Source organism: Salinibacter pepae, assembly GCF_947077775.1.
Classification (GTDB): domain Bacteria; phylum Bacteroidota; class Rhodothermia; order Rhodothermales; family Salinibacteraceae; genus Salinibacter; species Salinibacter pepae.
On sequence record NZ_CAMTTE010000001.1, the window covers coordinates 561,436 to 576,307 of the forward strand.

Genomic DNA, 14,872 nt, shown 5'->3' on the forward strand with positions numbered 1-14,872 from the left:
GGCCTATTCCGCCCTCGCCGCCGGAATCTCGATGCGGAAGGTCGCCCCCTCCCCGACCGTCGACGACACGAGCTCGAGGCGTCCGCCGTGGTAGCTCTCGATCACGCGACGGGCAAGGCTCAGGCCGAGTCCCCAGCCGCGCTTCTTGGTGCTGTAGCCCGGCCGGAAAATGTTATTCCACTGCTGCCCCTCGATCCCGCGCCCGGTGTCCTCGACCTCGATGAAGACCTGCCCCTCTTCCTTCCAGGCCGTCACCGTGATGCGCCCCTCCTCGTCCTCGATCGCGTCAAGGGCGTTTTTGAGAAGGTTCTCGAGCACCCACGCGAACAGCTCCTCGTTGGCCTCGGCGTGGAGCCGCTCGGGCAGGTCCGCGGCCAGGGCAATGGACTGGCCCTGCTGCGGGATGCGCCGGCGGAGGTAGCGGGCCGTCTGCTCAATGATTGGCACCAAGTTACAGCGCTCCAGCTTCGGCTGTGAACCGATGTCCGAGAACCGATCCGCCACGCGCTGCAGCCGCTCCACGTCGTTCTCGATCTCCGTCAGGGCCCGCTCGCGCTTGTCCTCCGCCAGGTCGGGCGTGCGCAGCATCTGAATCCAGCCCATGAGGCTCGACAGGGGCGTCCCGAGCTGGTGGGCCGCCTCCCGGGCCATTCCCATCCAGAGGCTGCTCTGCTCGCTGCGGCGGATGTAGGAGAACCCGAAGTAGCCCACCATCACGAACAGCCCGACGAACACCAGCTGCACCCACGGAAACACGCGGAGCTCCGTAATGAGGGCCGACTCGTCGTAAAACACGTACTGGGTGAGCCGGTCCGACGACGCGCCGGGTTCCTGCCCCGGCGTCTCGGACACATCGATCCGCACCGGGATCGGCTCAAAGGCCGACCGCATGTTGTCCAGCTCGTCTCGGAGCCGTTCCCGAACCCCCGCGGCGTCCCCCATGGCGGGCACCGCAGCGGTGTCCGGCACCCCCACGTTCTGCCAGCTCAGCGGCCGGCGGCGCGTCGAGTCGGTGATGATGGCCGGCACCTCGAACTGATCCGGCTGCAGGATTTCGTTTAGGATGAAGTTAAACTCCCGTGTGGGCGGCATGGCCTGGGCCCAGTCGACCGCCTCCTGCAGGGCGGCCACCCGTTCGGCGGAGAGGGTGTCGCCGGCGGGGCGGGCCTCCAGGGCCTGCAGAAGCGAGTCGAGCCGGCGGAACTCCTCCCGATGCGGGTTCGACGCCTGCTGGGTCTGCACGACCTGCTCTAGCGCGTCGGCCCAGAGCTGGATGACCGCCTGCTCACGCTCCTGCAACCGATCGACGAGCCGCTGGGTGTACCAGAGCGACGCCAGGGCTATGCCGACGGCAAAGACGATGAGGCCGAGCTTGAGCTGGACCGACCACCGATAGGCGTCCATGGCACCGCGGGGTTGTACACATGTGGGGCCACCACGAGGAACAGGCGTACGAACCGAGCCTCCTACGACACGTGCGCCCCGCCCTCCGGCTCAGGCCGCGGCCATCGGCTGCACGTCCGTGATGATCTGGCTGCGGCGCGGCCCGTTCGAGACCAGTCCGATCTCTACGTCGAGGTAGTTCTCGATGAAGGCGAGGTAGTCTTGGGCCGCCCGGGGCAGGTCGTCGACGTGGCGGACCTCCGAAATGTCGGCCTCCCACCCGGGCAGGGTTTCGTACTGCGGCTCCACGCGGGTGAGATTCTGCGGCTCACTCGGGAAGCGCCGGGTCGTCTTGCCGTCGTACCGGTACTCCGTGCACACCTTCAGCTCGTCGATCCCGGAGAGGATGTCGAGCTTGGTCAGGGCCAGCTCATTGAAGCCGTTCACCATGCAGGTGTAGCGCAGGGCCACCAGGTCAAGCCAGCCGCACCGACGGGGGCGGCCCGTCGTGGCCCCAAATTCACCGCCCTTCTCCCGCAGCGCCTGCCCAACCTCGCCGTCGAGCTCCGTGGGGAAGGGCCCGTTGCCGACGCGCGTGCAGTACGCCTTCGCGATGCCCAGGACGCGATCGATCTCGGTGGGCGAGACGCCGAGCCCGGTGCAGCATCCGCCGGCCGTGGGGTGACTGGAGGTCACGTACGGATAGCTGCCAAAGTCGACGTCAAGGAGCGACCCCTGCGCGCCCTCGGCCAGCACGCGGGCCCCGTCGTCGAGGGCACGCGAGAGGTACGCCGAGGTGTCGGTGACGTAGTCGTCAATTTTCTGATCGAACTCGACGTACTCCTCCACGATGCGGTCGACGTCCAGCGCCTCCGCGTCGTAGACATCCCGGAGAATGGCGTTCTTCTCCTCGATGGAGCGGCGGAGCTTCCGGCGCAGCACGTCCTCGTCAAGCAGGTCCACCACCCGGATGCCGGTGCGGGCGAACTTGTCGGTGTACGCGGGCCCGATGCCGCGTCCCGTGGTCCCGATTTCGTCGTCGTCGGACGCGGAGGCCCGATCCTCCTCCTGTGCCGCCTCGATCGCCTTGTGGTACGGCATGATGAGGTGGGCGTTGTGGGAGATCTTCAGCCGCCCCTCCACGTCGATGCCCAGGGACTCGATCTTCTCGATCTCTTCCAGAATGGCCTTCGGGTCCAGCACCACCCCGTTCCCGATGACGCAGGTGACCCCTTCGTGAAAGATCCCGCTCGGCACGAGGTGGAGAACGAACTCTTCGGTCTCCCCCTCCTCGTCCCACACGATGGTGTGCCCGGCGTTGGCGCCGCCCTGGTAACGGGCCACGATGTCGACGTCCGGGCTGAGGAGGTCTACAATTTTCCCCTTCCCCTCATCGCCCCACTGGCTTCCAATTACGATAGAGACTGGCATGGCACACGGTATTGATTCAACAAGCAGGTCGGTGTCGTCGTCCGCGCCGCCCCTTAGGCCGCACTCTTTTCGAGACGACGGTTCAGTTCCACAATCGTGGGGGAGGCGACAAAGATCGACGAGTACGTTCCGATCACGACCCCGACGATGAGCGCAAACGAGAAGCCCCGCAGCACCTCGCCCCCGAAGACAAACAGAATCGTGACCACGATGAGGGTCGTCACCGAGGTCACGACGGTTCGGCTCAGCGTCGCGTTGATCGACCGGTTGACGATCTCGTCGAAGGCCTCGGTCTTGAACAGATTGACGTACTCCCGCACGCGGTCGAAGACCACGACCGTGTCGTTCAGCGAGTATCCCACGATCGTGAGGAACGCGGCGATGAGGGACTGGTCGATCTGGACGGAAAACGGCGCGATGCCGGCCAGGACCGAGAAGATGCCGAGCGTAATCGTCACGTCGTGCACCAGGGCCGCCACGGCCCCAAGGCTGTAGCGCCACTCAAAGCGCACCATGATGTAGAGGAACACGACGAGCAGGGCCCCCAGCACGGCGTAGATGGCCCCCCGCTTCAAGTCCTCCGCGAAGCGCGGCCCCACCACGTTGGTGCTCTCGATCGCAATGTTGCGCCCCGAGAACTGCGCATTGAGCGCCGACACCACCTGATTCTCCATCGTCGTGATGTCTCCCTTCTTCGAGATGCGGACCAGGTGGCCGACGTCCCCAAACCGCTTCACCTCCGGCTCCTCCTCAAACGATTCGGTGAGGGCGGACCGGACGTCGACGGTGTTCAGGTCCGTCGTGTTGCCCACGACGAACTCCATCCCCCCGCGGAAGTCGATGCCCAGGGCGAGCCCCTTCGTGAGCAACGAAAGGATGCTGATCGCAAGCAGCGTCCCCGAGATGATGTAGCCGATACGGCGGTTCGGGATGAGACTGTAGTCGGCGTTTTCGAAAAGACGCATGGTAATCCGTCGTTGAAGAAAAATCCCGTCGTGATGACAGCCTGGGGGGAGGGCGGCGCCCTACCCGTAGCTCACCTGCATTCGGCGGTCCTCGACCATGTAGTCGAAGAGGAGGCGGGTGACGATGATGGCCGTGAAGAGCGAGGCGAGAATGCCCGCCATGAGCGTGACGGCAAAGCCCTTAATTGGGCCGACGCCGAAGGAGTACAGAATGACGCCGACGAAGAAGGTCGTGATGTTGGCGTCGAGGATGGCGCTCAGGGACTGCTCGTAGCCGGCATTGATCGCGGCACGGAGGGTTTTGCCAGTGGCCTGCTCCTCGCGCACCCGGTCGTAGACCAGCACGTTGGCGTCCACGGCCATACCAATCGTGAGGACGATCCCGGCGATGCCGGGCAGGGTCAGGGTGGCGCCGAACCCGGCGAGGATGCCCATGATGAGAATCAGGTTCAGCAGCAGCGCAATGTCGGCCACGACCCCGGCCGTGCGGTAGTACATGATCATAAAGAGCACGACCAGCAGAAATCCAGCCACGACGGAGATGAAGCCGGCCCGCGTCGACTCCTCCCCGAGGCTCGGCCCCACCGTCCGCTCCGAAATGATGTTCAGGTCCGTCTGGAGCCGCCCGGACTGCAGGACCGTGACGATGTCCTGGGCCTCCTGCCGCGACTCAAGCCCCGTAATCTCGGTCCGCCCCCCAGAAATTCGGCTCTGGATGTTCGGGCTCGAGTAGACGATGTCGTCGAGAACGATCGACACCCGGTTTCCGATGTTCGCCGCGGTAATTCGGTCCCAGCGCCGCGCGCCGTCCGAGTTCATCGTGATGGAGACCTTCGGCTCGTTTGTCTGCCGGTCGAACTGGACCGACGCCTCCGTCACCACCTCGCCGGTGAGCTCCGGCTCCGCCCGGACGGCCAGCAGGTGAAATGCCTCCCGCCCGTCCTCGGTGGTCAACACGGGACTGGCCGTCCACATCGGCTCGATCCCCGGGGGCAGCATGTTCTGAACCGACGGGTCCTGAAGAAGCTCGTTCACCCGCGACGTGTCGGTCGCGAAGGCCCGCCCGATGATCGGCTGCTCCTGGCCCGGCATCGGCTGCATCGCGGCCAGAAGCGAATTCTGGGGCCCGGCCTGCATGCCCTCCCCAGGCTCCGTGAGGGCCGTTCCCTGCTGCTGGCCGCCGGACGCCTCCTGTCCCGACGACGCCGCGAGCTCGGTGCCCTCCGTCACTTCGGACGTGTCGGTCGAGGCCTCCATCGCGGCCGTGTCGGCGGCCTGGGCCTCCGCAATGCGGGCGGAGTCCTCCGCGGTCGGCTCGTAGTACTCAATCATGCGCTGTACGGACTCCCCCAGCTGTTGGGGGTTCGCCATCAGGTGAAAAGTGAGCTGCGACGCGCTCTCCAGCAGGTCGCGGACGCGCTCCCGGTCACTCACCCCTGGTAGCTCCACCACAATCCGCTCGTCGCCCTGCCGCTGGATGGACGGCTCCGTCACCCCGTACTGGTTGACGCGGTTGCGGACGACCTGAATGCCATTCTGAACGGCCGTGTCCGCCTGGCCCTGGAGGTACTCCTGCACCTCGTCGTTCGAGGAGCGTCGCGTGATGTCCTCGCCCTGGTTGCGGAAGTACCGGGAGAGGCGACCGTCCGGGTTTTCGGCCTCAAACTCTTCGACGAACGCCTCCACGACCGACACATTCTCTTGCTCCGCGCGCTGCTCCGCCGCCTGGAGGGTCTGTTGGAAGGCCTCGTCCTTGTTGACCGCCAGCTGGTCGAGGAGATTTCCGATTTCCACCTCCAGCGTCACGTGCATGCCGCCCTGCAGGTCAAGCCCCAGGTTGAGGGAGCTTGCGTCGACCTGCTCAAGCCACTGGCGGTTGTCCTCCCGGTATTCCACCCGCTCCTCCTCGGGCATGTTGTTCATTTTGTAGCTGACGTACAGGTTCTGCACCGAGGGAAAGAGGTAGAACCCGCACAGCCCGACGAAGAAGATCGTAAGTCCAACTTTAAAGCCGTTCCCCTGCATAGAAGACACTCGTTCAATTCAAGGTAGAACCAAATTCAGAGACGGGCCCGTTCGCCAAGCCGTTGCAACGGTCCACGGGAAGGGCCGACACGGGCCTCTCCCACGACGTCCCGTCGCGGCGGGCCCACGGGACGAGAGACGGAGGAACGACCCTACGGGCCCAGTGGGCGGGACGCAACCAGCACGCGGGCCAATCGCCGTGCCTGAAGGGGAAGGAGAACGGCCCGTTCCGCCGGTGGGTCTTTGAGGATCCGAGACTGGGGACGGAGCGTGTCCCAGATGGGCCGCTGCTCTCGTCGCACACTGCGGCCCTTGGACACCGCCCACTGTGAGAACTGCTGGACGAGGCGGACGAGCCTCCGGAACGGCAGCGCAACGAGCGCCGGGCAGGTCCAGAACAAAAGGAGGAGACGCATGAAGAGGGCTCGCCGTCCAGTTTAGAGTCGACGGTTACCAGAAATAACAGGGTCGACGTAATTGTTTCCCCGGCGGCGGCCCCGCCTTCTTCTCAACTCCAAATTGTTGGGGGTTTCACCCGCCGGAATCCCGCTTTTTTGTTGCTTCTCCGCCGGGCCTGTCCCTTTATGGAGCATCCCCATCCGGCTCTCTTTTCCGCCCCCTCGCCCCCCCATGCCTCCTTCCGTCGAAACGGGCACGTTCCGCACCCACGACGGCCTCTCGCTCGCGACGCGACGATGGACGCCGAGTGCGGCCCCCGACGCACACGTCCTTCTGGTGCACGGCTACGCCGAGCACTGTGGGCGGTACGCCCACGTCGCGACCGCCCTCGCGGAGCAGGGGGCCGCCGTCCACGCCTACGACCAGCGGGGCCACGGGCGCTCGGACGGACGGCGGGCCTACGTGGATCACTTCGAGCAGTACCTCGCAGACCTCGATGCGTTTCGGCTCCACGTCGCCCCCCCAAAGGACAAGCCGGTGTTTCTCTTCGGCCACAGCATGGGCGGGCTCGTCACGGTGCTCTATGTCCTGAACCGCCGTCCCGAGGTCCGCGGCCTCCTGCTCAGCGCCCCGGCCCTCGAGGTCAACCCCGACCTTGCCCCTCTTCTCCGTCGCATATCCCAAGTCCTGGGCCGCTTTGCCCCTACCCTGCCGACCGTGCGTTCTCCGCAGGGATCCATCTCTCGGGATCCGGCGGTCATAGAGGACGCCATGAACGACCCGCTCAACTACCACGGGCGCACCCTCGCCCGCACCGGCGCCGAGCTCCTGCGGGCCGGCACCGAGGCCCAGAAACGCCTCCACGAGCTGACGATCCCGTTTCTGGTGTTCCACGGCACGGCGGATCCCCTGGTCTCCCCCGCCGGAAGCCGGCACCTCCACGAGCGGGCCGCCGCCGCCGACAAGACGCTCAAGCTCTACGACGGCCTCTACCACGAGACCTTCAACGAACCGGAGCGGGAACGCGTCCTTGGTGACGTGAGCACCTGGCTCGCGGAGCGCTTGCCTACCGATCCGGCCCGGTGAGGAGATCAAACGTCACCTGCACCTGGGCCGACACCTCGATTTCTCCGGCGGCGTAGGCGTCCGGCTCCGCCTGTGCGGCGTCGCCGGCCTTGGCCATCTCCGTGCGCGCCAGCCGCGGCTGGGGGCGCACGAAGTCGAAGCTCTGTTCGTTGATGGTCCGTACGGAGCCGAGCTGCGCGTCGAGCGTCGCGGCCAGGAGACGGGCCTTCTCACTGGCTGCCTGCGCGGCCTTCCTCAAGGCGTCGTTGCGCAGCTGCGATCGATCGCTGAGCCGATAGTCGATGCCGTCGAGCTCGTTCGCCCCGCCCTCCACGACATCGGCCACGAGCTGCGGCACCACCTCCAGCCGGCCCAGCTCGACGATCACCTGGCGGGTGGCCTCGTATCCCACGAGCTCGCGCCGGTTTTCCTCGTCGTTGTATTCGTACCGGGGCTGGAGGCGCAGGCGCTCCATCCGCATTTTTTCCTCGGGGACGTCCAGACCGCGCACCGCATTCATTGCGGTCTTGGCCGCCCTCGCGTTCTGGGTCCGCGCCTCCCCGGCGGTCTCGGCGCGCGTGGCCACCCCGAACCGGACGACGGCCTGGTCGGGCGGGGCCGTGACGGTCCCCTCCCCGCTCACGGACACCGTCGACCGATTGTCATCTTGCGCGGCGGCGGGCACGACGGCGACGACTGCAAGCAGAAGCGAGAGGGCGGCGAGCGACAGGCCTTGGGAGCGTCGGGACATGGGCGCCGGGGAAAGTTGAGAAATGATCCGAGGGATCCGTGGCTCGACGAACGGTGGCCCTGCGTCGATTCGTATGCGTTGCTGCGAGGTCACCGGTCATTTCCGAGCAGCGCCGGCCAGAAGTTGCGGGAGCTGTCGGAGAGGGGAATGCGGACGGTGAGGCGGCCGTAGGAGAACTGCTGGAAGGGGTCCTCGTCTCCGAGCGTCCACGATGCATCGAGCGAGACGTAGTACGCGTCGAGCCCAAGCCCGAGGGCCGTGTACTGCCGGCTCCCGTTGTCCTCATTCTCATGAAAGCGGCCGAGTCGGATGGACAGAAGGTCCAGAGCGCTCATCTCCAGTCCGGCGTGCTTCGTGATTCGCCCCCACGGACTCACCTCCGCCCGCTCTCCCCGAGACTGCGAAACACCAGCCGTAGAGCCCCACCCCGTAAACAGCGCTTTGAAAGGCCCATCGGCCTCGAAATGTCCAGTGCTGTCTCTGAACGCTCCATTCACCAGCTGATTTGAAAGCGCCCCATAGAGTCCGATCCGCCACTCGGGACGCCCAAACTGCTTGGATCGGGAGACAATCTGAAGGGCACCCCCACCCCGGATCATCGTGGGAGCCGCCAGGTCGCCGGACCGATTCTCGTAGGAGACATTTCCCCCAAAATCCGTCAGGGATAGTCCAAGCGCCGGGCGAAGTGTTGCGAGGTCTTTCTCAACCTGAGTCTGGTACTGCACACCCAAGTCGAAGGTGAAATGATGTTGGATATCGCGTCCGAAGCGAAACGGGAGACGGCTACGGATGAGGTTTATGCCCGCACCGACAGTCACCTTCGGGTTCACCTCATACGCGGTCGCCCCCTTGATCGACTGCTGGTGGGCAGTGGTTCCTATGGTCTCTCCCTGAGAATTTTGGAATTCTCGATCCTTCCAGTCGAAGTGTTTGAGTTGGAGCCCAGCGGCCCAGCGGCCTACTTTCACCGTCGCTGAGGGGGCAGCAATCGAGTTGATAAGCGGGGACACGTTCCAGGGCGAGCTATACAGCGGGCCTCTACTCAGATTGAGGGTGCTGCCGATCCGTACGGCCCCGTCCGTCCCGATGGCCGCCGGGTTGATGCCTATCGCACCAGGGTAGCCGCGGGCAGCCACTGTAGCATTGCCCAGCGCGTGTATCTGGGGGTGAGGCTGAATCGTCTGGAAGCGGTAAGCGGTCTGTGCCACCTGGGCCGACGCCGGGCGCAGACTGCCGACCCCGAGAAAAACGAGCGCGAGCCCCGCGGCAGCGAGGGCAGCGTGGTGTGCGGAGCGCATTGTACGGAACGGAGGTGTTGCGGAGTCAATGCGCTTCCTTGGCCGCTCCGTTTTGCTCCTAAGTAACACACCACATCGCCGTTCCTCTATGGGTGCAGCCGCGCGATCGTGCGCGGGAAGGGAATCGTTTCGCGGACGTGGTCGCGGCCGGTGATCCAGGAGACGGTCCGCTCCAGTCCCAGGCCGAAGCCGCTGTGGGGGACCGAGCCGAAGGTGCGCAGGTCCAGGTACCAGTCGAAGACCTCCTCCGGCAGGTCGTGCGCCTCGATCTGTTCCTTTAGAAAGTCGAGATCGGTCGCCCGCTCGCCGCCGCCGATGATCTCGCCGTAGCCCTCCGGCGCGAGCACGTCGATCCCCATCGCCAGGCGGTCATCGTCCGGGTCCCGCTTCATGTAAAACGCCTTGATCTCGGCAGGGAAGCGGTGGACGATCACCGGGCGGTCGAAGTGCCAGGTGAGCACCGTCTCGTCGTCGCCGCCGAAGTCGGAGCCCCACTCGAACGTCTGGGCCGACTCCTTCCAGTCCGGCAGGTTGCGGAGCGCCTCCTCGATTTCGTCGACGCGCTTGTTGATCTCGATCTCGCGGGCGTCGATCTTGCGCTTCACGTGCTTCTTCGCCTGCCCGCGGCGTGTCTGGTTCTCCTCTTTTTCCTCCAGGAGTTCGGCCTTCTCTTCGTTCAGGGCCTCGATGCGCTCGTCAATCATGTCGGCCGTCTCGTCGCTGCGGAGCAGCTCCACCGCCTCGTCGTAGCTGATGCGGGGGAACGGCGTCTCCACCTGTTCGAGAACACTCGTGTCGCGCTCCAGCGCCTCCAGCTCCTCCTCGCAGTCCTCCAGGACGGCCTGGACGATGTGGGCCACGAAGTCCTCCGCGAGCTGGGCGTTCATCTTTAGGTCGTAGAACGCCATCTCCGGCTCGATCATCCAGAACTCGGTAAGGTGGCGCCGGGTGGCCGACTTTTCGGCGCGGAACGTGGGGCCGAACGTGTAGACCTTGCCGTAGGCCATCGCCATCGCCTCCCCGTGCAGCTGCCCACTCTGGGTGAGGTAGGCACTCTCGTCGTCGAAGTAGTCCAGGTCAAACAGCGTAGACGTCCCCTCCACGGCGTTCCCCGTCAGGATGGGCGCGTCGGTCTGGAGAAAGCCCCGCTCCTGGAAGAACTCGTGGATGGCCGTCTCGATGCGGTTGCGGATGCGCATGACCGCCCACTGGCTCTCGCTCCGGAGCCAGAGGTGGCGGTGCTCCATCAGAAAGTCGATGCCGTGCTCCTTCGGCGTGACGGGATAGTCGCCCGACTCCCCGATCCGCTCGATGGCGTCGACCTGTAGCTCATACCCCCCTGGTGCCCGCTCGTCCGCACTCACCGAGCCGGTAATCTCGAGCGCGGCCTCCTGCCGCACGTCATCGGCCACGGCCCAGCTGTCCGCGTCCACCGCGTCCTGCGGCACCACGCACTGCACGAAGCCGGAGCCGTCGCGCAGGATCAAAAACTTGATGCCCCCGGAGCCGCGCTGGTTGTGGAGCCAGCCCTTCAGGGTGACCGTCTCATCGACGTGATCGGCGAGGTCCTCGATGCGGGTAAAGTCCTCGATGGTCCCGTCCTCGCGGTTGGGACTGAGCATCGGGGCGGAGGAGTCGGCGTCGGACATGCGTCGAAGGGGACTGGGTGAGAACGAGTGACGGACGAAACAGGGTGCCGTGCGGACGTGCGCACCGTCCACGTGATACACCGGCGCGGGCTGAGGTTCCTCCCCGCGACGGCCTTCGTCAGACGATCATCCATGCCGCGAGCCCAGGGACCACGGGCCACGCCACGACCAGGTCGGCGAGGAAGGCGTCGCGGGGCCGCGTCGGGTCCATCCCCCAGACCGTTCCTCCCATGAGCAGGAGGCCCACGGCGTCGATCCCCACGAGTACCGGGGCCCTCGCAACAACGGCCCACCCCAGGGCCCCAAGGGCCGCAGCGGCGAGCCCCCCCGTTGCCGTCCAACGCACCCGTCGCAGCGTCCACCGCGGCGCCCAGGGCGCCAGGCCGGCCTTGATGTCGCCCCGGCGGTCCCCCCAGTCTGCAAGCAGCAGGTTGGGCAGGATGAACAGCGTACGGGCCCCGAAGAACAAGAGCGCCCCAATCCCGACCGGGGCCCCCGCCTCCACGAAGGGAAGCAGTGCCCCCCCGGCAGCCCAGGTCGTGGCGATGGCCCCCGGCTTCGCAAGCCCCACCAGAACGGGTCGCTCCCCTGCCCCCCACCGCACATGGAGGACCGCAACGCTCCCCAGCACCGCCGTCCACAGAAGGGTGGGCCACGCCAGGTACGGCAGCAGGGCCCCGCCCACCGCGAACAGGCCCATCGTCTCGACCGCCAGCCATCCCTGATGCGCCCGAACCCACGCCACCCGATCCGGGCGGTTGACCCGATCTTCGGGGGCGGGGCCCCACACCCGATCCGCCGCGTAGATCAGCGTGACGCCGCAAAAGCCCACGACCAGCAGCGGAAGGTCCACGGGCAGGCCGAAGAGCCCGTACGTGCCCGTCAACAACGCCACGGCGACGCCGCCCACCGGCGCCGGATCGTGGTATAGCGCATCGACCGGTCGGAATTTCGACGAACCGACGGGACGTGGTGATGACATACAGCGGGGAGCGCGTCGTGGATGCCGCCCTGTGCCCGGTGCGGGGTTTTTAACGAAAGCGTAAAGTCGTACTCCAATTTCCCCACACCCTTCCGCCCGGTCGGGGCCCCAACGAATTGTTCATGGCAATTCTCCGTCGAAACGATTAGGATAAATGCTGGCCAATACGGAAGCGCTTCCAAAAGCCGTCTCGTCTCCTGCCGACCCCTCCGGGGGGAGGCGCTTCTCGCATGGACTTCACGGACCAACCCGATGCCACGATGCCCCTCCCCAACCACGTGACGTCTCACCTCCGTTCCCTCCAGCTCGCCCCCGCCGCGGTGCACTACAACCTGAAGCGGCCCCGCCTCTACGAAGAGGCCCTCGATCGCAACGAGGGGCAGCTCGCCGCGGGCGGCCCGCTCGTGACCCGCACGGCCCCGTACACGGGCCGGAGCCCGAAAGACCGGTTCATCGTCCGGGACGCGTCGGTGGCCGACCGGATCAACTGGGGCGAGGTGAACCAGCCCACGGACCGGGCCACGTTCGATCATCTGCACGAGCGGATGGCCGAGCACGCCGAGGGGCGCGATCTTTTCGTGCAGGACCTCTACGCCGGCTGGGACGAATCGTACCGCCTTCCCGTCCGCATCATCACCGAAAAGGCGTGGCACAGCCTGTTCGCGCGCAACATGTTCGTGCGGCCCGACGGCCCTGTGCCCGACTCGTTCGAGCCCGGCTTTACCGTGGTGGACCTCTGCGAGTTCGAGGCCGACCCGGAGCGGGACGGGACCCACTCCGAGGCCGCCGTCTTCGTCGACATCGCCCAGAGCCTGATCCTGATCGGCGGCACCCACTACGGCGGCGAGATCAAGAAGTCCATCTTCTCGGTCCTCAACTACATGCTCCCCGAGGAGGGCGTACTGCCCATGCACTGCTCGGCGAACGAGGGCGAGGACGGGGACACCGCGGTCTTCTTTGGCCTGAGCGGCACCGGCAAGACGACCCTCTCGGCCGACGCGAGCCGCACGCTCATCGGGGACGACGAGCACGGCTGGAGCGACCGGGGCGTCTATAACTTTGAGGGCGGCTGCTACGCGAAGATGATCGACATCACCCCCGAGCGGGAGCCCGAGATCCACGGCACGACGGAGGAGTTCGGGACCATTCTGGAAAACGTCATCGTGGACCCCGATACCCGCGAGCCGGACTTTTCGGACGACACGATTACCCAAAACACGCGCGGCTCCTATCCCCTCCACTACATTCCCAACACCTCCTCGGACGGCCGGGGCGGGCATCCGGACCACGTTCTCTTCCTGACCTACGACGCGTTCGGCGTGCTGCCCCCGGTCTCGGAGCTCTCGCCGGCGCAGGCAATGTACCACTTTCTGAGCGGCTACACGGCCAAGGTCGCCGGCACCGAGGCAGGGGTGAACGAGCCGAAGGCCACCTTCAGCACCTGCTTTGGCGAGCCGTTCATGGTGCGCGACCCGTCGGTGTACGCTGAGCTTCTCGGCCAAAAGATCCGCCGCCACGACACCGACTGCTGGCTCGTGAACACGGGCATGACCGGTGGGCCCTACGGCGTGGGGCACCGAATCGAACTCGACCACACCCGGGCGATGGTCGACGCCATTCTGGACGGCACCCTAGGAAACGGTGCCCGCACCCGTGATCCGGTGTTCGGCCTCTCCATCCCGGACCGGGTGCCCGGCGTGCCCGATTCCGTTCTCACGCCGCGCCAGACGTGGGACGACCCGCAGGCCTACGACCAGCACGCCCGCGACCTGGTGAACGCCTTCGCCGACAACTTCGAGACCTACGTGGAACAGGTTGGGACCGAGGTCCGCACCGCCGGCCCGTCATTGGAAACCATCCGTGGCTGACGGCGCAGGGAGCATCCGCGGGGAAGGGGCGTATGCCTCAGGTCTACCAAAACCCAAAGACTCTTGGGACTTCTGTCACGCAATGAGTGGGTGCCCCATACATTCCAACGACGAGTCGCCCTCTTCCAACCGGCCCGTCTCCAACCGGCCCTCCTCTGTTCGGTGGGACCTCATCTTCCTGGGGCTGGCCGCGGGAATGTTGACGCTGGTTCTGGCCGTGGCCCTACAACTGCCCTAGCGGCGGACGCCCCTTGCCGGCCGACGGCCCACACCGGGGTGACTCTCTGTTCTCGGTGGATACAGGGACCGGCCTAGAGGCCGCAGCAAAAATAGAAAACGCCCCGCTCTCGATGAGAGGGCGGGGCGTTGCGACTTGTCTGTATGTGGAGCGGGCGATGGGATTCGAACCCACGACCTTCTGCATGGCAAGCAGATGCTCTAGCCGCTGAGCTACGCCCGCATGGTAATGCAATCCTTGAGACGAGGCTGTCTGGGGAGCGTTCCGCTAAAAGCCAATCTTTTTGGATCCTTCGTCGTCCGTCGCGTCCTCGGCGCCCTCGTGCTCAACCGCCAGCGTCACGGTGAGCGGACGCGCCTCCTGCGCGGCCCAGAAGGCGCGGGCCTCTTCATTCGCGGCAAGGACATTGAGGCGGAGGCGCTGCGCCCCAATTCGGCCCGTCCAGTCGCGCACCGCCTGCACGAGTTGGCTCCCCAGGCCCTGCCGCCGGTCGTCCGGCCGAACATACAGCTCGTCGATGAAAACCTCTGAGCTCTCCGCGTAGATGGGCGGCGGGCCCCACCGATGGGCCGTGGCGAAGCCCACGACCTCGCCGTCCACCTCCGCCACGTATATACGGTACGTCTCGTTGTCGAGCCACTGCGGGAAATCATTCTCCCACCGGTCCCGGGCGTCCTCCGCGACGCCGAAGCGCTCCTCCATCGCCTCCTGCTCGTCGAGAAGCTGTGCCCACAGGTCCCCCACCGCGGTTTGGTGGTCGGGCTGGGCGCGTCGCACGTCGGGGTAAGCCATGGGGATAGGGGGTGAGAGTGGAGGGT

12 protein-coding genes and 1 tRNA gene are annotated in these 14,872 nt (G+C 66.0%); 2 read left to right on the forward strand and 11 right to left on the reverse strand.

Going from position 1 to position 14,872, the window contains the following annotated elements; genetic code table 11:
• Positions 1-3: 3 nt before the first annotated feature.
• The 5 genes from OJA40_RS02460 to OJA40_RS02480 form a co-directional block, all read right to left on the reverse strand.
• Positions 4-1,404: a sensor histidine kinase gene (locus tag OJA40_RS02460; protein WP_208427146.1), complete on the reverse strand. Its 1,401-nt coding sequence runs from the start codon at positions 1,402-1,404 to the stop codon at positions 4-6.
• A gap of 90 nt (positions 1,405-1,494) precedes the next feature.
• Entirely contained in the window at positions 1,495-2,814 is a 1,320-nt protein-coding gene (locus OJA40_RS02465) for an adenylosuccinate synthase (RefSeq protein ID WP_013062255.1), read from the reverse strand.
• Between the two features lie 53 nt (positions 2,815-2,867).
• Positions 2,868-3,779 carry a protein translocase subunit SecF gene (secF, locus tag OJA40_RS02470; protein ID WP_208427145.1) on the reverse strand — a complete coding sequence of 304 codons (912 nt, stop codon included), beginning with the start codon at positions 3,777-3,779 and terminating at the stop codon, positions 2,868-2,870.
• 60 nt (positions 3,780-3,839) lie between these two features.
• Complete coding sequence (secD, locus tag OJA40_RS02475; protein ID WP_208427144.1) at positions 3,840-5,804, reverse strand: protein translocase subunit SecD; 1,965 nt, start codon at positions 5,802-5,804, stop codon at positions 3,840-3,842.
• A gap of 152 nt (positions 5,805-5,956) precedes the next feature.
• On the reverse strand, positions 5,957-6,220 hold the full coding sequence (locus OJA40_RS02480) for a hypothetical protein (RefSeq protein ID WP_208427143.1): 264 nt from the start codon (positions 6,218-6,220) through the stop codon (positions 5,957-5,959).
• A 214-nt stretch (positions 6,221-6,434) separates the two neighbouring features.
• On the opposite strand from OJA40_RS02480, the gene OJA40_RS02485 reads away from it, so the two are divergent.
• Positions 6,435-7,289 (forward strand): alpha/beta hydrolase, encoded by an 855-nt coding sequence (locus OJA40_RS02485; RefSeq protein ID WP_208427142.1) that lies wholly within the window; start codon positions 6,435-6,437, stop codon positions 7,287-7,289.
• Here the strand turns inward: OJA40_RS02485 and OJA40_RS02490 are convergent.
• The 4 genes from OJA40_RS02490 to OJA40_RS02505 form a co-directional block, all read right to left on the reverse strand.
• Complete coding sequence (locus tag OJA40_RS02490; protein ID WP_208427141.1) at positions 7,270-8,019, reverse strand: SIMPL domain-containing protein; 750 nt, start codon at positions 8,017-8,019, stop codon at positions 7,270-7,272. The two genes, OJA40_RS02485 and OJA40_RS02490, sit on opposite strands and share 20 nt — an antisense overlap.
• Positions 8,020-8,108: 89 nt before the next feature.
• The gene (locus OJA40_RS02495) at positions 8,109-8,354 is read right to left on the reverse strand and encodes a hypothetical protein (RefSeq protein ID WP_208427140.1); all 246 of its coding nucleotides are present in this window, start codon (positions 8,352-8,354) and stop codon (positions 8,109-8,111) included.
• Between the two features lie 1,049 nt (positions 8,355-9,403).
• Positions 9,404-10,966, reverse strand: coding sequence for an asparagine--tRNA ligase (locus tag OJA40_RS02500; protein ID WP_263809884.1), 1,563 nt, complete (start codon positions 10,964-10,966; stop codon positions 9,404-9,406).
• Positions 10,967-11,084: 118 nt separating this feature from the next.
• Positions 11,085-11,948, reverse strand: coding sequence for a UbiA prenyltransferase family protein (locus OJA40_RS02505; RefSeq protein ID WP_263809885.1), 864 nt, complete (start codon positions 11,946-11,948; stop codon positions 11,085-11,087).
• 260 nt (positions 11,949-12,208) lie between these two features.
• Here OJA40_RS02505 and pckA point away from each other — a divergent pair, with 260 nt between their 5' ends.
• Complete coding sequence (gene pckA, locus OJA40_RS02510; protein ID WP_208426884.1) at positions 12,209-13,816, forward strand: phosphoenolpyruvate carboxykinase (ATP); 1,608 nt, start codon at positions 12,209-12,211, stop codon at positions 13,814-13,816.
• 384 nt (positions 13,817-14,200) lie between these two features.
• Here the strand turns inward: pckA and OJA40_RS02515 are convergent.
• A tRNA-Gly gene (locus OJA40_RS02515) sits at positions 14,201-14,276 on the reverse strand.
• A 45-nt stretch (positions 14,277-14,321) separates the two neighbouring features.
• Positions 14,322-14,846: a GNAT family N-acetyltransferase gene (locus tag OJA40_RS02520; protein ID WP_208426885.1), complete on the reverse strand. Its 525-nt coding sequence runs from the start codon at positions 14,844-14,846 to the stop codon at positions 14,322-14,324.
• Between the last annotated feature and the right edge of the window lie 26 nt (positions 14,847-14,872).